General features: G+C 50.7%; 18 protein-coding genes. 9 read left to right on the top strand and 9 right to left on the bottom strand.

The annotated features are described in order from the left end of the window. Nucleotides 1-4 precede the first annotated feature (4 nt). The gene (locus Q7J88_RS09595; RefSeq protein ID WP_303721959.1) at nucleotides 5-394 is read right to left on the bottom strand and encodes a VOC family protein; all 390 of its coding nucleotides are present in this window, start codon (nucleotides 392-394) and stop codon (nucleotides 5-7) included. A gap of 71 nt (nucleotides 395-465) precedes the next feature. On the opposite strand from Q7J88_RS09595, the gene Q7J88_RS09590 reads away from it, so the two are divergent. After that, the gene (locus Q7J88_RS09590) at nucleotides 466-1173 is read left to right on the top strand and encodes a UDP-2,3-diacylglucosamine diphosphatase (protein WP_303721958.1); all 708 of its coding nucleotides are present in this window, start codon (nucleotides 466-468) and stop codon (nucleotides 1171-1173) included. On the opposite strand, the gene Q7J88_RS09585 is transcribed toward Q7J88_RS09590, so the two are convergent. The 4 genes from Q7J88_RS09585 to lon all read right to left on the bottom strand — a co-directional run bounded on the left by Q7J88_RS09585 (nucleotide 1161) and on the right by lon (nucleotide 7918). After that, on the bottom strand, nucleotides 1161-2555 hold the full coding sequence (locus tag Q7J88_RS09585) for a YhjD/YihY/BrkB family envelope integrity protein (RefSeq protein ID WP_303721957.1): 1395 nt from the start codon (nucleotides 2553-2555) through the stop codon (nucleotides 1161-1163). The genes Q7J88_RS09590 and Q7J88_RS09585 overlap by 13 nt on opposite strands. A 37-nt stretch (nucleotides 2556-2592) precedes the next feature. Continuing rightward, nucleotides 2593-4002, bottom strand: coding sequence for a pitrilysin family protein (locus tag Q7J88_RS09580; protein ID WP_303721956.1), 1410 nt, complete (start codon nucleotides 4000-4002; stop codon nucleotides 2593-2595). Further along, on the bottom strand, nucleotides 3999-5477 hold the full coding sequence (locus tag Q7J88_RS09575; RefSeq protein ID WP_303721955.1) for a pitrilysin family protein: 1479 nt from the start codon (nucleotides 5475-5477) through the stop codon (nucleotides 3999-4001). The genes Q7J88_RS09580 and Q7J88_RS09575 overlap by 4 nt, the downstream gene beginning before the upstream one ends. Nucleotides 5478-5599: 122 nt before the next feature. Beyond that, nucleotides 5600-7918, bottom strand: coding sequence for an endopeptidase La (gene lon / locus Q7J88_RS09570; RefSeq protein ID WP_303721954.1), 2319 nt, complete (start codon nucleotides 7916-7918; stop codon nucleotides 5600-5602). A gap of 232 nt (nucleotides 7919-8150) precedes the next feature. Between lon and pfkA the strand changes: the two genes are divergently transcribed. The 3 genes from pfkA (at nucleotide 8151) to Q7J88_RS09555 (ending at nucleotide 10270) form a co-directional block, all read left to right on the top strand. Then, complete coding sequence (gene pfkA, locus Q7J88_RS09565; protein WP_303721953.1) at nucleotides 8151-9113, top strand: 6-phosphofructokinase; 963 nt, start codon at nucleotides 8151-8153, stop codon at nucleotides 9111-9113. Nucleotides 9114-9356: 243 nt separating this feature from the next. Beyond that, complete coding sequence (locus Q7J88_RS09560) at nucleotides 9357-9815, top strand: PepSY domain-containing protein (RefSeq protein WP_369682008.1); 459 nt, start codon at nucleotides 9357-9359, stop codon at nucleotides 9813-9815. Between the two features lie 56 nt (nucleotides 9816-9871). Beyond that, complete coding sequence (locus Q7J88_RS09555; RefSeq protein ID WP_303721951.1) at nucleotides 9872-10270, top strand: hypothetical protein; 399 nt, start codon at nucleotides 9872-9874, stop codon at nucleotides 10268-10270. Between the two features lie 18 nt (nucleotides 10271-10288). Here Q7J88_RS09555 and Q7J88_RS09550 read toward each other — a convergent pair whose 3' ends face one another. The 3 genes from Q7J88_RS09550 to Q7J88_RS09540 all read right to left on the bottom strand — a co-directional run bounded on the left by Q7J88_RS09550 (nucleotide 10289) and on the right by Q7J88_RS09540 (nucleotide 13208). Beyond that, complete coding sequence (locus Q7J88_RS09550) at nucleotides 10289-11710, bottom strand: diguanylate cyclase (protein ID WP_303721950.1); 1422 nt, start codon at nucleotides 11708-11710, stop codon at nucleotides 10289-10291. 103 nt (nucleotides 11711-11813) lie between these two features. Next, entirely contained in the window at nucleotides 11814-12488 is a 675-nt protein-coding gene (locus Q7J88_RS09545) for a response regulator transcription factor (RefSeq protein ID WP_303721949.1), read from the bottom strand. Nucleotides 12489-12617: 129 nt separating this feature from the next. After that, a complete protein-coding gene (locus tag Q7J88_RS09540) occupies nucleotides 12618-13208 on the bottom strand; it encodes a DUF938 domain-containing protein (protein ID WP_303721948.1) in 591 nt (196 codons plus the stop codon). A 41-nt stretch (nucleotides 13209-13249) separates the two neighbouring features. Here Q7J88_RS09540 and Q7J88_RS09535 point away from each other — a divergent pair, with 41 nt between their 5' ends. Next, complete coding sequence (locus Q7J88_RS09535; RefSeq protein ID WP_303721947.1) at nucleotides 13250-13963, top strand: sulfite exporter TauE/SafE family protein; 714 nt, start codon at nucleotides 13250-13252, stop codon at nucleotides 13961-13963. Here Q7J88_RS09535 and hypF read toward each other — a convergent pair. Then, nucleotides 13944-16226, bottom strand: a complete 2283-nt coding sequence (gene hypF / locus Q7J88_RS09530) for a carbamoyltransferase HypF (protein WP_303721946.1) — start codon at nucleotides 16224-16226, stop codon at nucleotides 13944-13946. The two genes, Q7J88_RS09535 and hypF, sit on opposite strands and share 20 nt — an antisense overlap. Before the next feature lie 268 nt (nucleotides 16227-16494). Between hypF and Q7J88_RS09525 the strand changes: the two genes are divergently transcribed. The 4 genes from Q7J88_RS09525 to Q7J88_RS09510 all read left to right on the top strand — a co-directional run. Beyond that, entirely contained in the window at nucleotides 16495-18171 is a 1677-nt protein-coding gene (locus Q7J88_RS09525) for a SulP family inorganic anion transporter (RefSeq protein WP_303721945.1), read from the top strand. Between the two features lie 62 nt (nucleotides 18172-18233). Then, entirely contained in the window at nucleotides 18234-18887 is a 654-nt protein-coding gene (locus Q7J88_RS09520; RefSeq protein WP_303721944.1) for a pseudouridine synthase, read from the top strand. 85 nt (nucleotides 18888-18972) lie between these two features. Beyond that, nucleotides 18973-20328 carry an adenylosuccinate lyase gene (gene purB / locus Q7J88_RS09515; protein WP_303721943.1) on the top strand — a complete coding sequence of 452 codons (1356 nt, stop codon included), beginning with the start codon at nucleotides 18973-18975 and terminating at the stop codon, nucleotides 20326-20328. Nucleotides 20329-20496: 168 nt separating this feature from the next. After that, nucleotides 20497-21331, top strand: an 835-nt coding sequence (locus tag Q7J88_RS09510) for a multiheme c-type cytochrome (protein WP_303721942.1), incomplete at its 3' end; no start/stop codon positions are given.

Genomic DNA, 21331 nt, shown 5'->3' with positions numbered 1-21331 from the left:
ACTCCTATAAATTTTTCCGACGCACAACTTCCACCCTGAAACCGTCAGGGTCGGTGACAAAATAAAACATCGGCTGTCCCTCACTCAACCCTTTTAGTGGTGTCACTTGCAGCCCCATCTCGGTATGGTGTTTGTGGGAAGCTTCCAAATCGGCGACCGCTACCGCTAGATGGGAATATCCATCGCCGATCACATACGGATCCTTTTGATCATAGTTGTACGTTAGTTCGAGTTCGAAGGGCAAACCGGCCGAGGTCATATAACTCAAGGTGAACCGCCCTTCGGGATAGTCCTTCTTGCGGGAAACTTCAAAACCGAAGGCCTTGCGGTAAAACGATTCACTGGCCTCAAGGTCCATGACCCGGTAACAGATGTGAATCATCGGATATTCCATAAAAATCCTCCTTATAGTGATGTCCGCTGTGTAATTGACAAGGGTTGATCCTCTCTTTATAGTGACCGACCATGAAAGCTATTTTTCTTGCCGACGCCCACCTGCGCCAGCCGCAGGATCATAATTATCAACAGCTACTCGAATTCCTCGAGCAGAACAAGGATGTTGACGGTCTGTTTCTGCTCGGTGATATTTTCGAATTCTGGCTTGGCTACAAATATTTGACCTTTTCCGCCTACATACCGATTTTGGAAAAGCTACGTCAGCTTGCCACCAACGGAACCCGGATTTTTTTCGTTGAAGGGAATCACGACTTCAATCTCGGTCCCTACTTCACTGAAACCCTCGGCTGCACCCTGATCACTGATCAACAGCTGGTCGAGTGGGACGGCAAACAACTGCTACTGAGCCATGGAGACCTCCTCAACCCAAGCCGAAGTTATCACCGCATGCGCGCCTTCTGGCGCAGTGGCATAATCCGTTTTTTAAGCAAGATCGTCCATCCCGATACGGTCTGGGCATTTGCCATCTGGCTGAGTAATCAAAGTCGCAAAAAACGCCTCAGAAGTAAAAACTGGGATCCGTCCTACCTGATCCTTCCCCTTGCGGATTCAGATGAAGCGAAACCAGCCGACGCGATCATTTGCGGACATTTTCATCAGCCCCTAAGTACAGAGTACCAAGGAAAACAGCTGATTGCAGTCGGCGATTGGATGGGGCAATTTTCTTACGCAGAAATGATCAACGGCCAAATTGAGCTGAAAAGCTATCCGGCCTGAGTTTTATCGCGATTCTCAAGTGACCCACCATCTGCCTGCTCAACATTTTGCTGAGAACGCAACACCATATCGCGTAAGCTCATCCCCCCCAACCCTTCTTCAACCAGAGATTTCATCTTTTTATACGTTTCTAAAGCGACCAGCGTCTGCGGATGCGGATGGAGGTGAAAGACTTCTTCCCCTGTATTACGCAAGGTTTCAAGAATTTCTGCCAAGGACAAATTTTCCGCAGCACGACCGAGTTGGTAGTTTCGCCGACCAAGCCGGCTACAAAGTTCAGAAACATACCCCACCGCAACCAACTGACGCAGGATACTGCTACAAAGCCGGGCTGGTATGTACAGAAACTTGGCTAGCTCCTGCTGGGAGAGAGCACTCTTACCACGGGAAAAACGATCGGCCAAAGTCACCAGAATAATCAACGACACTTTTTCATAACAGTTGCGGCTGACCTCCGAACCGCGCAAATCGCGTCCGCTGGTGCGCAGGTTCTGTTTCGCGTAGGTAACCCCGAGTCCGAACAGCACAATCACCCAGGAGAAATACACCCAAATCATAAAGATAGGCAGCGCCGCCATGGTTCCGTAAATAGCATTGTACTTAGCAACGCCAACCTGAAAATTGATGTACGCCCACTGGGCGAGCTGCCAGAGTGTCCCCCCAACGATCCCACCAACAAATGCAGCCCGCCACTCGACCCGGGTATTCGACATAAAGACATACAACACGGTGAAGGCGAGCCACATGAAGACGAAGGGAGCAAATTTAAAGAGCAACAGGATCAGGGTCCCAACCATCTCCATCTCGATCAGTTTATGCACCAGATTGTTGCTAGCCAGGCTGGAGGTCATCGAGATCGCGGAAATAATCAGCACCGGGCCAACCAGAATCACGGAAAGATAATCGGAGAACCGACGCATCAGGGGGCGGGTTTCACGAATCCCCCAGACATGATTGAAGGCTTTCTCAACGTTGGTCAGCAGCGAGACAACCCCAAACAGAAGAAAAATCAGGCCGATGGCCCCCATCTTGCCAACCTGGGTGTTGTTGATGTAGCCGAGAATCGCCTGCACAACCTCCCCGTCGCCGACCTGAAGTTTTTCCATGATCAGCGGTTCGAGCAGATTCTGCACACCAAATGCTTTTAAAAGAGCGAAGGTCAAGGCCAACAGCGGTACGATCGACAGCATTGTGTAATAAGTGAGTGCCGAAGCACGCAACAGACTCTGGTTGACACCGAAATCGCGCACCACCAGAACTGCGGTCTGGACTTGACGCAGTAGAATCCGCTGCCCAAAATTCAGCTCGTTGAGGTTCTGTTCCCAAAGCAGTTGTTTGGTTTTGTGACGGATATTATGTTGCGTCTTTTTGATCCCCGCCATCCCCATCCCTTAACCCTAAAACACAGCAACAAATAAATTATAATTCTACCTGTTCAACCGGCAAACCAAAATCATCCACATCGGAGACAAACAGATTCAGATCGCCAACCAGCACAATCTGCAATTGATCCGAATGTAGGTACTTCCGGGCAACTCGCTGAACATCCGCTATCGTTACAGCAGCAATTCGATCACGATAGTTTTCCAGGTAACCTTCCGGGTAGGAGAAGAAGTCGAGCCTCACTTTGCGGGTGACAATTGAATGGGTGTCATTAAAAGCAAAAACAAAGGAATTGATCAGACTCTGTTTCGCCAATTCCAACTCTTCAGCCGAAACAGGTTCGTCCCTTAATTGCTGCATCAACTGTTGCATCAAAGAAACAACCTCGCCCGTAGTGGCACATTTGGTTTCCGCGGCAGCGATAAACAGTTCCGGCAAACGCCGACCTACCTTGAAATAAGAATAAACAGAATACGCTAGACCACGATTTGAACGAATTTCTCGCATCATTCGCGAATTAAAGCCACCGCCACCGAGGATGAAATTGGCGATCTGCAATGCGAACAGGTCTGGGTTATCCTTATTGATGCCCGGATGACCAATCATGATACTGGTTTGAGGAATGTCCTTGCTGACCATCCAAACCCGACCTTCCGGGGTAGGTGGCAAAGGTGGAAGCGGCGCTGTGATCTGTACGACCGGTTGCCAATCGGCAAAATTGTCATTTAACAGATCGATCATTTGTCTTTGTTCCACAGCGCCGGATACGGCGATCCAGATATTGTTCGGTTGCAGGCAACGCTGCTGTTTTTTCAGCAGATCTTCACGACTGAATGCTTCTACCGCTGCCGCCTTCGCGGTACTGCCCAGTGGATGTTGCGGAAAGACTGCTTCACTCAGTATCCGCTCAGCAACCATGCCCGGATCATCATTCTGTCTGTGGATCACTTCAAGAAGCTGCTTTCGCGCCAGTTCCACCCGTTCAGCATCAAAACGTGGTCGACGCAGCATATCAGCGAGGATTTCAAGACCGCGCCGCAGATCCTGCTGGTGGATGGACAGATGAATTGAAAGATTATAACTGTCGCTTTCTACCGAGAGTTCAGCCGCCATATCCTCAAGTTCTGATTCAAGCTCAATCGGAGACAGGGACTCAGTCCCACCGGTCTCCAGCGCAGCAGCAAAAAACTGCGACAGACCAGTCTGGGCTAGCGAATCTTCAATGCTACCACCGTCTATCATCATGGTAATATCAACCAACGGCAGCTCATGATCTTCTTTCATGTAGAGCTTCATTCCGTTGGCGAGTTGTTGTTTGCTGACTTCAGGAAAGGTAAATTCCAGTTTAGGGAACTGCAACTGATCTGGTCGCACTTGCGCGGTCTTTACCGTCTGGTCACAGCCAAACAGTAGGAATAACAGGCAACAAAATATCAGGCGTATCATTCAAAACCCTCCCGACCAATGCTGACAACAGTCCGATTTGCCGCATGAAAATAAGTTCGCGCTACTTCCATCACTTCTTCAGCAGTAATCGAATTCAACTGCTGCTCGTAATCGACCAGATACTGCCAACCGCCCAGCGTTTCGTACGAGGAGAGCATCCGCGCCAGACCGCTGTTACCTTTAAGTCTTCGTAAAATTGAGATCGAGATCTGCCGCTTGGCTCTTTTCAGTTCGTGCTGGCTGATCGGCTCAGTCTTCAAGCGTTCCAACTCTTCATAAATCACCCCTTCAATATCGATACAGGTGCAGGTCTGTCGAGGCGTCAACGCGATCGTCATCAAATTATTGTAGCGGGAACCGGGTACACCAAACACGGCCACCTCTGTCACCAGCTGCTTATCAACGACCAGCGACTGATAAAGCCGCGAGGTTCGGCCTTCCCCCAACACCTGCATCAGAATGTCAAAAACGTAATCCTCGCGCTGCGGCATGGTCGGTTTATGATAGGCGATCATCAGTTGTGGCTCGGTATCAAACTCCACAATCGCCCTTCGCTCTCCAGTTTGTGGCGGTTCGGCCTCTACCACCGGCGGCACCGGAACACCCGGATTCAGTGAACCGAAATAGCGGTTCACCAGTTCCAGCGCTTGTGCACTTTCAAAATCTCCTACCAGAGTGATCACCATATTGGCTGGTGAATAATAATTATGGAGGAAAGCACGTGTTTCGGACAAGGTCAAGTTGGCGATATCGGAATCCCAGCCGATAATCGGATTACGATAAGGATGAACCTTATAGGCGGTTGCCAGCAAGGTTTCGTAAATCATTCCTTGAGGGTTGCTTTCATAGGATCGGCGCCGCTCTTCACGGACAACCTCGCGTTCCGTATAGAACTCGCGCAGGACGGCATTGTGTAAGCGATCCGATTCGATCGCTGCCCACAATTCCAGCTTATTGGAGGGGAGATTAATCAGATAAGTGGTCTGATCCTTGCTGGTAAAGGCATTGTACCCGACTCCGCCGTTTTCAGCGTAGATCTTCGAAAACTCATCCTTGACGACCAGTTGCCGGTGTTCTTCCTGTAACACCCCCAGCTGGTTCCTTAATTTTTCCAACTCTTGAGGATCGGCTTCAGGTTGATTTTTCAGAAAATCAATGCGATCGCCCAAATCCTCGATCTTTTTCAGAAGTCCGCTTTCCGTCTGATAATTTTTGGTGCCTAGGGTTTTGGTTCCCTTGAACAACATATGCTCAAGCAGATGAGCAACCCCGCGATGACTGCTGTCTTCGTTGACCGAACCAACCTTAAAACTGATATAGGCTGAAACTGTAGGTGCTGCATGCCGTTCCACCATTAACAGGGTCAACCCATTATCAAGTTTATACTCCTGAACCTTTTCTGCCAATGTCTGCGCAGACACCATCCCCGGCCAGATCAACACCAGTAGGAAAAGTAAAATTCGACATCTAACCATGCGATACCCCTATAAATCAGCCAGCAATATAATTATTGACCGTTATAGTAACTCATTGTTCAGAGAATAACCACAGGACGAGGTTATATTTCTTGGCAGAGCGCTAGTCAGCAAGCGATGGCTCAGGAAGGTAACAGAATTTTTTCAATGATTTGATCGACCGATTCAACCAGTTCGATATTGATGTCTTCGATATTCACATCTTCCAGCTCAACCAGATGTTCCTTGTTTCTCGCTGGCAACAAAACGGTTTTCACTCCTGCTCGCCGGGCGGCCAATACTTTCTCCTTGACCCCCCCGATCGGCAAAATCCGACCCGACAGGGTTAATTCACCGGTCATTGCGATATCTCGCCGAGCGGGCCGCCCAGTTAATAGTGAAATGATCGCCGTGGCAATCGTCACCCCGGCAGATGGTCCATCTTTCGGGATCGCTCCCGATGGCACATGAATATGAAGGTCGTGATTTTCAAAAAAGTCTGCTGCGACACCGAAATCGGTAGCCCGGCCTCGAACGTAGGACAATGCGGCGCGAGCCGATTCCTGCATTACATCCCCAAGGCTGCCGGTTAATGTCAAGTCTTTGCGACCTGGCATCTTGGCCGCTTCAATAAACAGGATGTCGCCCCCCGATTCAGTCCAAGCCAATCCGGTAACCACACCAACCCGGTCTTCTTCGCTGGCAACATCAACAAAATAGGTACAAGGGCCGAGCAGTTCTTCCACCTCAGCAGAATGAATCTTTTGTCGCGGGTCCTCACCTTGAGTAATTTCCTTGGCAACCTTGCGACAGACCGCCGACAACTTCCGCTCCAGATTACGCACTCCAGCTTCACGGGTGTAATCATGAATAATTTTATCAACCGCATCTTGACCGAAGGTCAACGGATACTTCGCCAGCCCATTCTCCTCGATCGCTTTTGGAATCAGATATTTATAGGCAATCTGCGACTTGTCCTCCTCGCTGTAACCGCTCAGACGAATTACCTCCATCCGATCTTTAAGCGCGTGAGGAATAGGATCGAGCAGATTAGCGGTGGTTATAAACATCACCTTTGACAGGTCGAATGGGACGTCGAGATAATGATCCTTGAAACTATCGTTCTGTTCAGGGTCAAGAACCTCCAGCAATGCCGACGAAGGATCTCCACGAAAATCCTGACCAATCTTATCAACCTCATCGAGCATAAAAACCGGATTGTTCGACTCAACGCGACACAATTCCTGAATGACCCTCCCCGGCAAGGCGCCTATATAAGTACGCCGATGACCTCTAATTTCCGCTTCGTCCTTCATTCCCCCCAAAGAGAAGCGAATAAACTTCCGCCCCATGGCTCGGGCGATAGATCGTCCCAAAGAGGTTTTCCCAACCCCCGGAGGGCCTACGAAGCATAGAATCGGACCCTTGGTGGTGTCACGCAACGAGCGGACGGCAAGATATTCGAGAATCCGCTGTTTAACCTCTTTAAGGTCATAGTGGTCTTCATTGAGCACCCGCTCTGCTTTATTGATATCAAGATTATCTTCTGTTCCTTGCTGCCAGGGGGCCGTACAGAGGTAATCGAGATAGCTGCGCGAAACCGTATATTCGGGTGACGCTGGATTGATCTGTTCCAGTCGACGTAATTCCTTCTCCACTACCGACAGTACCTCATCAGACATTTTCGCCCGCCGGATACGGCTACGCAGCTCATTGATTTCTGCCTGGCGCGGATCCTGCTCACCAAGCTCCTGCTGAATCTGCTTCATCTGCTCGCGTAGAATCTGCTCTTTCTGATTTTTCCCGAGTTTTTTTGTCACTTCAGTCTGGATCTCGCCTTTAATCTGAAGCTTCTGGACTTCGTTGGTCAGATGGATAAATACAGACTTCAACCGTTCAATCGGGTCGATTATCGTCAGCAATTGCTGCTGAATTTCAAGCGGTATCCCAATATAAACCGAAACCATGTCTGCCAGGCGGCCAGGATGTTCAATGCGATCGATAATTTTCATCACATCATCCGGTAGTGGTTGTCCATAGGCCAAAGCGATCTTTAACAATGCGTTGACACTCTGAACTAACGCCTCGGAAACAATCCCCTGGCAGTCCTGCTCCGGAATAACGCGGATTGACGCCATCAGACATGGATCGTTCGACACCGAAGAACTGAGCGCAAAACGACTGATCCCCTCGACAGTCGCCTTCCCCCCACCGCTTGGGAACTTGATCAATTGATTGATCTTACAAACCGTACCGACCCGCGGGTGTTCATCAAAGGTACAGATATTCTTATTACCAGGACAAAAAACCATCCCGATCAGCTGATCATTCCGCATCGCCTCTTCGATAATCGCTGCCGTTTCACGATCAAAAAAAACCGGCAAAACCATATAGGGAAAAACGATCTGCTCTTTTACCGGGTAGATCGGCAAGACACTCGGTATCGGTATGCTACTCGGCATTTCCAGCACCTCGAAAGCTGTTGTGGCTGTTCATTAACAGGCAAAGCGCTAATCAAACAACATATTGTCATATCAAGTAGTTACTAAAATAAACTAACAGCTATTCAGAGCCCGTCAAGGGAAGATATTCTTTTGACAAACAGGACATCGACTGTTTAACTTCCTGTAAGAAAAAGAGCATTTCGTTTTTCCATTTAAAAAACAAATCATTCTCGATAGATGGAGTTTTAAAATGAAACGTATTGCCGTGTTGACCAGTGGAGGTGATTGTTCAGGAATGAATGCAGCGGTTCGCGCCGTAGTTCGTGCCGGACTGGCTTCACAAGTTGATATCATCGGAATTTACAAAGGCTTCCAGGGACTGATCGATCGACTTTATGAAAATATGACGACAAAATCTGTCAGCAACGTGCTGCAACGTGGTGGTACCTTTTTGCAAAGTGCCCGCTGCCTGGAAATGAAAACCAAAGCAGGCCTGCAGCTGGCAACTGCTAACCTCAAAGGGATGGGCGTGGAAGGCCTAATCGTTATTGGCGGCGACGGCTCTCTCAAGGGCGGCTACGCCATCCATCAACAAGGGGTCCCGGTAATCGGCATCCCCGCCTCGATCGATAACGATATCCCCTACACCGATATGTCGCTTGGGGTTGACACAGCGCTGAACAACATCGTTTCCGCAGTCGACAATTTAAAGGACACCGCCTCTTCCCACGACCGCGCCTTCGTGGTAGAAACCATGGGCCGTGGCTGCGGCTATCTGGCGGTTGTCGCGACAATAGCGTCCGGTGCTGAGTACAGCCTAATCCCGGAAGAAGATTATAACTTGGAAGTAATTTGTGAAGATTTGCGCCGCCGCTACCGGGAAGGACGCAGCAATTCCATCATCCTGGTCGCCGAAGGAGCAGGAAAAGCACAGGACATTGCCGATCAGATCAAGGACAAGATCGGTTTCGAAACTCGCGTCATTGTCCTCGGACACTACCAGCGGGGAGGCTCACCGACAGTCTTTGACCGGCTGCTCGGCGCTCGCTTCGGCGAGGCGGCCATTGAAAATATGCTGAAAGGCAATCACGGTAAAATGGTTGGACTGAAATCAGCAGAGATCCAGTTGACCAACCTTGAAAAAGTTGTCAAAACGAAAAGCCGTCCGATCGACCCGATGCTTCCTTTATTGGCAAACCGGCTTTCGGTTTAAACCATTTACTTTATGCTGTTCAACACGCAGCATTGAGTACTGAGCATCCTTAGGATGTCCGGTCGCAGCAGCAGAACCTGCGGTGCGACCGGCAGCCTCTTTTATTCTAGTTTCTGTTATCACTCCGATGCGCGTCACGAATCTTAAATTTTTCTATATTCTTAACCCTAAAAAAGTGCAATTATTTATGCGGAAATTATCTGACGCAATACATGAGCACCATATTGTTCACAGGTTTCACTAATGGTTCAATGCACAAAAACACCAAGGAGAAATAAAACCATCTCCTTCTGGTTAAAAATTCATCTTTACGGTTTCGGACATTACAGATGGCTGGCCCTGATGATCTCAACATTCTTAGTCATATGTTCACTGACCGGTATCTTCTACAACCACCATCGTGACTTTGAATTCCTGGAGAAAGGTCGAATCTCAACCAGTTTTCTTCCCGACGGCTACCAGGAGCGGCTTGAGCGCACCCGCAAGGCCCAAGGACTGGAAAATCTTTTCCCTGATGAGGCCAACAGCGTCCCGGTGATGTGGTTGATTCAAGATCTTCATACAGGACAGATTTTTGGGTTCTGGGGGCGAATTTTTTACGATTTCCTCGGAGTCGTCATGATTTTTCTTGCCATTTCCGGCTGTTATCTTCACCTAGTCAAGCCACGCTTTAACAAACAGAGAAAGGAAGTCTTAAAATGACAAGAATCGCTTTCGTTATCCTCTGCCTGCTCGCTGCCCTGTTTCTCTCAACGGGGTTGGCAACTGCATCTGATCAGTTAACGGTATCCCAACTCACCGAAAAAATCACGGATCTCGAAAAGCAAACCATTTCACTGACCGGCACCATTGCAGGGGCATGTAAGAGCGGCTGTAAAATGTGGCTTATCGAGGGCAACTACAAAAAAGGCGATCCGGTCATTCTGGTTTGGGCAAAAGACAACGCCTTCAAATTCAGAACCGATGCAACTGGCACAAAAGTTATGTTGAAGGGTTTTGCCGTTGGCCAGTACATTGACCTCTGTGCGATAGAAAAGAAACAGGCAGAAGGGATAAAGGAAGGTGAAAGCTGTCCCAAACCGGAAGCGCTAGATAGCAATAAGGAAAAACAACTTGAATCGATTACCTTTTTTGCAACATCTGTCGACTATTATTAAGGTAAAATCTGAGGTAAGTCATAAGTGCACTGAAGCATGGATGATCTGATTTCTCCCACTTGCCTTTGCCTTATACATCGCCTCATCGGCATGTCTTACCAATCGATCGAAGGATTGAATATTGCCGTCCTCAAAGGTGGATAGCCCGACGCTGATAGTTATCAGACTATCACTGAGCCCTTGGAAAGCATGTTCATGAATAATCGTGCACAACCGGTTTGCCAAGTCAATTGCTCCTTGTTGTGCTGTGTTTGGTAAAAGAATGGCGAACTCATCCCCACCATAACGTGCTGCCACATCACTCTCCCTAGCAACATTCCGAATGATTTCTCCTAACTGGCACAGTACCTTGTCGCCAATTAAGTGGCCAAAGGTATCGTTGACGCCTTTGAACTCATCAAGATCAAAAAAAACCAAGGATAGTGGAGAGTTATAGCGTTGTGCTCGGCTGAACTCCCTTTCCAGGCAACAGTAGAAATGACGATGGTTGTAGAGTAGAGTCAAACTATCGCGAATCGCCATCTCTTCGAAATATTCCGAGGATGTTTTCATGGATCGGAACAGGATCGCATTTTCCAGCGCATTAGCGGAAATATTTGCGACCATTTGGCAGAGTTTGTTGACTCTCTCAGTAATTCCTTGCACGTTCGAAGAGGTGGTACTCAACAAAAATGTTCCAATAACACTCTCTTTTTTGATAACCGGGACAACGATTATTGAATTGTAGGGCAGATTTTTGATCTGATCGCGGACCGATGTCATCAAAGGATCATTTTTCATATCATTAACAACGATCACTTGCTTGGTGTCCAAAGACTTTCTGATTTCCGGATATTTTCCGACATCGATCCCTAGTTCTTCATTCCCCTTAAAATCACTGCTCGCTCTGACCGTCGCAACCCCATTCTCGTCGACACTGACAATGGAACAACGCGCAACATCGATGATATTCGACATTTTCTCAACGATTAGCTGAAGAACCGTCATAGGGTTACGAACAGCAGAAATTATTTCGGTGAGTTGCAGCAGAAACAGCAGGTCACTGTGCTTTAGATCGGTATAATAATCGGTGGTTCTAAGATGCGCTTCAACCCGTGCCAGAACCTCTGGGAGGGAGACAGGCTTTGAGACATAGTCGTCAGCACCCGCCTGCAGGCCGTGCACAAGGTCTTTTTTCTTAGCAAGAGAGGTAAACATAATCAGCGGAATTTTCCTGGTTTCCGCTTTTCCCTTAAGAACCTTACATACCTCAAATCCTGACATCCTCGGCATTTCGACATCCAAAATAATCAGGTCTGGTTTGGATGAGAGTGCAAGGGCGATTCCCTCTTCGCCATTTTCGGCTTCGATGATATCGTACCCCCCCTTCAGGCCATCTTTAAGAATTGATCTGAAGAAAACTTCGTCATCAACAACTAGGATTTTCTTTTTCAAAGCCATGAAATGGCCATCTCCCTTAGAACATAACCATCACAGGACAAAGCGTTGGATGGCAACAAACTCTCTAGAAAGGTGATCTATCCGTCCTTTTCCTGAGGCAGGGTCAGGCTCCTTCCCTCAGGGCGTAGCCAACGCCACGTACGGTCCGGATCAGCTTATTATCATAATTTTGATCAACCTTTTTACGAAGGTAGTTGACATAGACATCGATAATGTTGGTGAAAGAATCGAAAGTATAATCCCAGACATGTTCGGCAATCATTGACCGAGTTAAAACCTGCTCGGGGTTTAGCATGAAATATTCAATCAGTCCATACTCCTTCGGAGATAATTCCAATTCGTTGCCGGAACGCCAGACTTTATGGCTGACCGGATCTAGACGTAAATCAGCATAAAAGATTTCGGCGCCTCTTTTTTGCCTGCTACGTCTAATCAACGCTCGGCAACGAGCGTTAAGCTCGGCGAAGGCGAACGGTTTTGTCAGGTAGTCATCGCCACCGGAACCAAGCCCGTTGACGACATCTTCTGGAGTGTCTTTTGCCGTTAAGCAGAGGATAGGAACAGTAATCCCCTTCCCTCTGATTTCCCTGTTTGCCGTTAAGCCATCCTTCTTTGGCATCATCACATCCATGATGATCAAGTCATAGTTAGAACTGGTTGCACGAAGAACGCCCTCTTCACCATCATGTGCTAGATCAACCTTATAGCCTTCTTCCTCGAGACTTTTTTTGAGAAATAAAGCGACTTTCTTTTCGTCTTCAACAACGAGTAGATGCATTGGAACTCCTCCACGCAGGTGAGAAGCAATTATTTGGTAAAATGACAAGGATAGATTTATCAGGAGGAAGGATTGAAATCAAGAAAATATTAATTTCAACTAACTTTAGTACGGGTATACCGCACTCATTTAGTATTTCTGCCAAACCAGCAGCTGATTGTTGGACGGCATCTGATGGTCATGCAAAAGGTGTAACCCCTGCTCATTCGCGTACTGATCAAGCAGTTCAAAATTGCGGATACCACGTTGCGGGTCAAGGCTTTTCAAAAAACGATCGAACTCTGCATTGCTTGCGGAAGTAAAATCTCCCTGATACCGAAACGGGCCATAAACACAGAGCTTGCCACCGCAAATCAATACGGTTCCCGCACCATGAAAAAAATTAGCCACGGAAGCAAGTGACATGATATGCAGGGTATTGGCAGAGAAGATCGAGGAGAGGGATGACACCGGCCAGGGAAGATGATTAACGTCCAGGCTGAATGGCATGAGCAGATTTTTCAGACCACATCCGGCAAGATTGGCCTGTAGATCCGACACCAACTCCGGTCGTTCACTCGGTTGCCATTGCAAATGTGGCAGTTGCTCGGCAAAATAGAGAGCGTGCTGCCCAGAACCGCTGCCGATCTCCAAAACGGTCTCCATTTCGGCCAACTCGGCCTGTAGCACCTGCAGGATCGGCTCCTTGTTACGTTCGCAGGCTTCACTGAAATTTTTCATCGCTGCCCCCAGCTTGAAACACTAATTAACACATTAAGACTATGACGAATACATTCCTGATCATTGCTGCCTTCCTATCATCAACCCTGACTGCCGTGATCGGTGTTGGGGGCGGGATGCTGTTGATCTCGGTGATGGCGGTCTCCATGCCGCCAGTCGCGATCGTCCCGGTGCACGGTGTCGCCCAGTTGGCCAGCAACGCCAGTCGCGGGATTTTTGCCCTCAAAGAAATCAGCTGGCAGATCGTCTGGCCGTTCCTGTGCGGCTGTCTCCTCGGTTCGCTGTTCGGCTCCAACCTGCTGATCCGTTTTCCGAGTGAATTTCTACCGATCCCGCTCGGAATCTTCATCTTGATAATGACGTGGCTGCCGCAGTGGGAAAAAAACTTCCGGCTACCGGGGCGTTTTTTCGGCCTCGGATTCGTTCAGGCGGTGCTGACCCTGTTCGTCGGCGCAACCGGCCCTTTGAACATGCCAATCCTGTTGCGCGAGGGCCTCTCGAAAGATCAGATCGTGGTCACCGCTTCGGCGCTGATGACCCTCGTTCATCTGGCAAAAATCATCACCTTCGGCTTTATCGGCTTCGCCTTCGCCAGCTACTTACAGTTAATGGTCGGCATGGTGATCGCGGTGATAGCCGGTTCTTTTGTTGGCACCAAACTACGTAGCAAGATCCCCGAACAGCTGTTCAAAAACATCTTCAAACTGCTGATCACCGTCCTCGCTCTACGGATGATTATCCGCGCGCTGCTTTAGCCCCGGCGATCGCCGCCTGTCCCAAAGCCAACCCTCCATCGTTCGGCGGGACCTGTCGATGCAGCAACAGTTCAAAACCGGCTTCACGCAGCAGTTTGGCTGCCCGCTCGGTCAGGTAGCGATTTTGGAAAACGCCACCGGACAGAGCCACAGGCAGCGGACCAAATGCCTCCGACAACTGCTCGCAAACTTCAAGAATCAGCCAAGCCAGACCGTTGTGAAACCGGGCGCTTATTTTACCGGCCGGTATCCCGTTCTCCAGATCCAGGACAAGCTGCTTGACCATCGGCACCGCATCGACCTGCAACAGCCCGTCTTTTTTTTCCAGATCGAGCGGGTAGGCAATCTCATCAGAATCATCCGACTCGATCAGCATCTCTAGTTCCAACGCGGCCTGTCCTTCATAGCTGACATGCTGTCTCACTCCGGCCAAAGCGGCAACAGCATCAAACAGCCGGCCAACACTACTGATCAGCGGCGAATTAAGCCGCTTCTCGATCATCTGCAGCAGCAGCTTCAGGGCTGCCTCATCGATGTCCTGCAAAAAAGGCAGCTTAGGTAGCTGACCACCATAAGCAGCATGCAGATAGCTGACCGCCATCCGCCAAGGTTCCTTGGTAGCCGCATCCCCGCCTGGCATCGGGCGATACGCGAACTGCCCAACCCGTTGAAATTCATGCAGGTCGCCAACCAGAAATTCACCGCCCCAGATATGTCCGTCACTGCCGTAGCCGATTCCGTCGAAAATCACCCCGATCGCCTTGTTGGTTCTGCCGTTATCGGCCAGACAACTGGCCAGATGGGCATGGTGATGCTGCACGGCGACCAGCGGTCGCCCATTCGACAGCTCTCCAGCAACATGCGTAGAGAGGTAATCGGGGTGCAGATCGTGTGCAATTAATTCCGGCTGCACCTCCAGCAAACCCTCAAAATGTTCGACCGCCTGTTTCATTGAATCGACCACTTGCTGATTCTTCAAATCGCCGATGTGATGACTCAGGTAAGCCTGGTCGCCACGGGATAGGCAAATAGTGTTCTTCAGTTCGGCACCGACCGCCAACACCGGCAGCTGCTCACTCGGCAGTTTCACGCCGCGCGGCACATATCCGCGCGAGCGACGGTAGAGAACCGGCTCGCCATCAAGCAGTCGGGCGATCGAATCGTCGGTACGGATATGGATGCGCCGGTTGTGCTGCAGATAGCAGTCGGCAATTCCCTCCAACCTCTGCTGCGCATCACTGTTTTCGAAGGCGATCGGCTCGTCGCTCTGGTTGCCGCTGGTCATCACCAGGGCCTCAAATTGTTCAAGTAACAGATAATGAAGTGGAGTGTAAGGAAGCATAGTTGCAAAGAATTTATTTTTAGGGGCGACATTCATTGAAAGCGGATGATCATCCCTGCGACGCAGCAGAACAATCGGCCGTTCCACACTGGTCAACAATCGTTCTTCCAGCTCGGACACCGTAGCAAAACGGCGAATCTTGCTCAGATCGAAACTCATCAGGGCAAACGGTTTTTCGTCACGATGCTTTCGTTGTCGCAACCTCTTAACCGCCGTATCGTTGGTAGCATCGACCGCCAGATGGTAGCCCCCCAAACCTTTAATGGCAGCGACCTCCCCCGCCTTTAACCGCTTGATGGCCTCCTCAAGCGGGTCTGCGACCGCAAGCTGTTGACCAGCAGCGTCGGCAAAGGATAACTGCGGACCACATTCAGCACAGGCATTCGGCTGGGCGTGAAAGCGGCGCGAGGCAGGATCTTCATATTCCTCCTTGCAGGCCGGGCACATCGGGAAATCAGCCATGGTGGTCAACGGGCGGTCGTAAGGGATGTCGGTAACGATACTGTAGCGGGGGCCGCAGTTAGTGCAGTTGATGAAGGGATACCGGTAACGCCGATTCGCAGGATCGAACATTTCCCGTAGGCAATCGGAACAAACATAGGAATCGGGCGCAATCTGAGCGACATGTGAGCTACCTAAGCGGCTTTCAGCGATGGCAAACCCGGTTTTTCCGACAGCCGGGATATCGGTTATCTGCATACGACTGATCGACGCCAGCGGCGGCAGCTCGGTCTTAATAGCTAGGATAAAAGCGCTAACCGTCTCCTCTTCCCCCTCGATATCGATCAGCACCCCCTGGCTGTCGTTCAGGACCGTCCCAAAAAGTTCACGTTCGCTTGCCATCCGGTAGACAAATGGCCTAAAACCGACTCCCTGAACGATCCCTTCGATCCTGATCTGTTTGGCGATAACTGCAGACATCAATGATCCTTTTCCCTTGCTGACATTTTGGCATTTTCAGCACCGATACAGCAACGGCGAATACATAAAAACAAGCGTCGTTCCACTGTTTCACTAAATAAAAAAATCTGGTTGCATTTTTAATCCAAACGCGCAAAAATCGCCACCTTTCGTTGGACAAGACCTTTCCAGTAGTAGGCCTCTGCCCGGCATTAATCCGCCGACACCTGGACACACCGCCCTCGCTGCCGACGGACATCGTTGACTTCTTTACCTTAGAGGAGAACGTATGTCCCAATCATCTTTTGTACCCAAACTGTGGAGCAGTTTGCGAGCTGGCTACACACGTCAAATGTTTCTCAACGACCTGCTGGCCGGCATCATCGTCGGCATTGTCGCCCTGCCGCTGGCAATCGCCTTCGGCATCGCCTCCGGCGTAAAACCGGAACAGGGGCTATTCACCGCCATCGTCGCCGGATTCATTATTTCCGTGCTCAGCGGCAGCCGCGTACAGATTGGCGGACCGACCGGCGCCTTTGTCGTCATCGTCTTCGACATTATCCAAAAATTCGGTTATGACGGACTGGCGATCGCAACACTGATGGCCGGAGCACTCTTGATCGTTATGGGGCTTGCCCGGATGGGCAGCATCATTAAGTTTATCCCCTATCCGGTGACAGTCGGGTTTACCAGTGGGATCGCGCTAATTATTTTTGCTGGCCAACTGAGGGATTTCCTCGGACTGCAGATGGATGAGGTTCCAAGCGAGTTTCTGGATAAACTCTACGCCTACGAACAGCACCTAAACAGCGTATCCTGGTCCGCTACGCTCATCGGGCTTGGTACCATCGCCATCATTCTCCTTTGGCCGAAACTGACCCGCAGAATTCCCGGTTCATTGATCGCGATCCTGGTGACAACCACCATCGTCGGCCTGTTTGATTTGCCGGTTGCAACTATCGGCAGCAGATTCGGTGACGTCCCCAACACACTGCCGCTGCCCCAACTCCCAGCTTTGCCAAGCTGGGACCGTTTAAGCATGCTGTTTTCTCCGGCATTGACCATCGCCATTTTGGCCGGGATCGAATCGTTACTGTCAGCCGTGGTCGCCGACGGCATGACCGAAGGGCGCCATCGCAGCAACATGGAATTGATCGCCCAGGGGGCAGCGAACATGATCTCTCCATTGTTTGGGGGCATTCCGGCCACCGGGGCGATTGCCCGCACGGCGACCAATATCAAAAACGGCGGCCACACCCCGATCGCCGGAATTGTTCATGCAATCACCCTGCTTTTAATCCTGCTGTTCTTCGGTAAATGGGCCACCATGATCCCGATGCCAACCCTGGCCGGTATCCTGATTGTTGTCGCCTGGAATATGAGTGAATTGCCCCTCTTCCTTAAATTGCTCAAAGGTCCACGCGGTGATATTCTGGTGCTTCTTTCGACCTTCGGGCTGACCGTCCTGATCGATCTGACCGTTGCGATTCAGGTCGGCATGGTGCTGGCGGCGTTCCTGTTCATGCGACGCATGGCGGAAGCTACCCAGGTCGGCTTTATCTCTCGCGAGTTGAACGAGATTGAAGAGGACCTGCAAGCCGACCCGAAACGCTTACGCGATCGCCATGTCCCGGAGGGCGTCGAGGTATTCGAGATCAATGGCCCGTTTTTCTTCGGTGCGGCAGACAAGTTCAAAAATGCCCTTGGTGAAATCAGCCCGCCGCCGAAGGTTCTGATCCTGAGGATGCGCCACGCCCTGACCCTTGACGCTACGGCGCTCAAGGCCTTGGAGAGCGTTTATTCCAGATCTAAAAAAACTGGCACCCAGTTGATCCTCTCCGGGGTCCACGCGCAACCACTGATCGAATTGCAACGTTCCGGTTTTCTGAATAACATCGGCGAGGAAAATGTTTTCGATGACATCGACTCCTCACTGAAGAGGGCTCGTGAAGTTCTGAAATACTAGCGTCTGACACCTTCTGCCACTATGCTTAAGCAAGAAATTATAGCTGTAACGGAATTCAGCCCTTGTTCGACTATCGACCACCACATACAGATCCGCGCATTATCTATCAGGATGATGCGCTGCTGATCATCGATAAACAGCCCGAGTTGCTTTCAGTGCCGGGTCGCCGTCCAGAACACCACGACTGCCTGATCAGCAGAGTACAGCGGACGTTCCCGGAAGCGTTGATCGTCCACCGCCTCGACATGTCAACCTCTGGATTGATGGTTCTGGCAAGAGGTTTTGAAGTTCATCGCCTGCTGAGTCGCCAGTTCGAACAGCGATTGGTCAAAAAAAACTATCTGGCGGTGGTATCCGGACGGCTTGCGGAACCCGTCGGCCGAATCGACCTGCCACTGATCTGCGACTGGCCGAACCGGCCACGGCAAATGGTCGATCAACAGCAAGGCAAACCGGCCCAGACAAATTACCGTCTGCTCAGCTACGATCCAGCAAGTGATTGCTCGCGGGTGAAACTGATTCCGCTAACCGGTCGCACCCATCAGCTGCGAGTGCATATGCAGGCGCTCGGGCACCCGATTCTAGGTGATGATATGTATGCCGATGACTTAACATTCAATAAAGCGGATCGCCTGCTGCTGCACGCCAGCGGCCTTAAGTTCACGCATCCGACAAGCGGCAAAATAGTCATTTTCCACCAAGACGCCCCCTTTTAACGCCCAAACAGCTGCTAGAGGGTTGCAGCCAAATCCTGCCTGCTTTATAGTGCCGTTTTTTAAAACCGAATCAGGAGACAGAAATATGATTACCGCCATCAGCCCAATCGACGGGCGTTATGCATCGAAAGTGACCGAGCTGGCCGAATGTTTTTCTGAGTACGCGCTACTGAAAAACCGCGTTAAAGTCGAGGTAATGTGGTTGATCGCCCTCTGCACAGAAGAGCAGATCACCGAGTGCCGCTCTCTGACCACGGAAGAAGAGCAGACCCTGCGCCAGATCGTTGCCAACTTCACTCCGGCAGAAGCGGAGAAGATCAAAAAAATCGAAGCGGTCACCAACCACGATGTCAAGGCGGTCGAATACTACCTGAAGGAGCAGATCGAAGGCACCAGCCTCGAGGAACTGTCCGAGTTCATTCACTTCGCCTGCACCTCGGAAGATATCAACAACCTCTCCCACGCGCTGATGCTCAAGGACGGCCTCGCCGCCCTCACCCCACAGCAGCTGGAGATCATCGCCTCGATCAGAAAGCTGGCGAAAGAATTCAAGAATGTGCCGATGCTCTCGCGCACCCACGGCCAGACGGCATCGCCCAGCACCATCGGTAAGGAGCTAGCGGTGTTCGCCGCACGACTGCAGAAACAGAGCGAGAAGATCGCCGCCGTCGAACTGCTCGGCAAGCTGAACGGCGCCGTCGGCCACTTCAACGCTCACATGGCTGCTTACCCTGAAGTAGATTGGGTTGCACTGACCAAGTGTGTGATCGAAGGAGAACTGGGGTTGAAACAGAACCTGTTCACCACCCAAATCGAACCACATGACTACATAGCTGAGCTGTTCGACGCTATCGCCCGCTGGAATACTGTGCTCAACGACTTCAACCGCGACATTTGGACCTACATCTCAATGGCCTATTTTGGTCAGAAGACGATCAAGGGCGAAATCGGTTCCTCGACCATGCCGCACAAGGTCAACCCGATCGATTTCGAGAACTCGGAAGGCAATATTGGCCTCGCCAATGCTATCTTCCAGCACCTCTCTGCCAAGCTGCCGATCTCGCGCCTGCAGCGCGACCTGACCGACTCGACCGTACTGCGCAACATGGGAGTCGGCTTCGGCTACAGCATGATCGCCTACAAATCGACCCTCAAGGGACTCGGCAAGTTGAAGCTGAACGAGCATAACCTGGCGAAAGATCTCGATAACGCTTGGGAGGTGATGGCCGAACCGATCCAGACGGTGATGCGTAAAGCGGGTATCGAAAAGCCATATGAGAAGCTGAAGGAACTGACCCGCGGCCAGCAGATTGACCGTGAAACGATCCGACAGTTTGTTGAAGGACTGGAGCTGAATGACGCCGACAAGAAACGTCTGCTGGAGATGACCCCGGCCAACTACATTGGCATTGCACCGAAGATCGTCGACCTGCTTGATTGAGTAAACTTCTTTGCTGGAATCTAGGGGCCGCTTCGTCGGCCCCTTTTTATTTCCACCCCAAAAAGCACTTTTCAGTTTTATTAAGTTCTTATATGGAATAGCATTGCCCATAAAGTCCCGTAATTTATGTGTCTTTACCCAGAGAAGCCTATGTTTCAAGGAGGGTACATGAAACGCTTTGCATTGACAGCCCTGCTCTTTTTCTCCGCCGCCCTATTTTCCGGGTGCAGCTACTTAAGCTCTTCTGAGGAGATCGTGCAACAACAACCTGCCGAGCCCGAAGTCATCCAAGAAACGAATGCTGAAGTGGCACCTCAGACAGACCCGTCCCAGCAAACCTCGATCGACGAAGAGAAGCTAGAACCCAAAGAGCTGGAACCGCAGATTTTTTCCGCTGGCGATTTTGAAAGCCCGGAACGCTGCGTAAACTGCCACCGCGATATTTATAATGACTGGTCCAAGTCAATGCACGCTTTCGCCTGGGAAGATCGCTGGTACCAGGCCGATTACATGCTCGGACACTCGGAAACCGAAGGCGCAACCGACCTGCTCTGCGGAGCCTGTCATGCCCCGATTGCAGCTCGCACCGATCAGCTGCCGCCTGCCGATGGCAGCCAGTTCGATGCGACATCCCGCCGCGGCATCTCCTGCGATTTCTGCCATACCGTCAGCCGAGTCGCACAGATGCACAACATGGGGCATGTGTCTGAACCGGGCGGCACAAAGATCGGCCCACGGAACGATGGTCGGTCCCTCTACCACAAAATCAAAAACACTATGTTGCATACGAAAGCGGAATTCTGCGGTTCCTGTCACATGGTCATCAATCCAGCCAATGGAACCCACATCATCGACACATGGCAGGATTACCAGACAACGGAATACGCCCAGCAGAGCATCACTTGTCAGAACTGCCACATGACCCCGACTCCGGGCATCCGCAAAGCACCAGGCCGCGCCTCCCTCATGGGCAAAACTCGCGACAACATAGCATTCCACGGAT

This window comes from Malonomonas rubra (genome assembly GCF_003247215.1).
Classification (GTDB): Bacteria; Desulfobacterota; Desulfuromonadia; order Desulfuromonadales; family Geopsychrobacteraceae; genus Malonomonas; species Malonomonas rubra_A.
The sequence above is the reverse complement of the archived record's forward strand: the minus strand, read 5'-3'. Positions and strand labels throughout refer to the sequence as shown.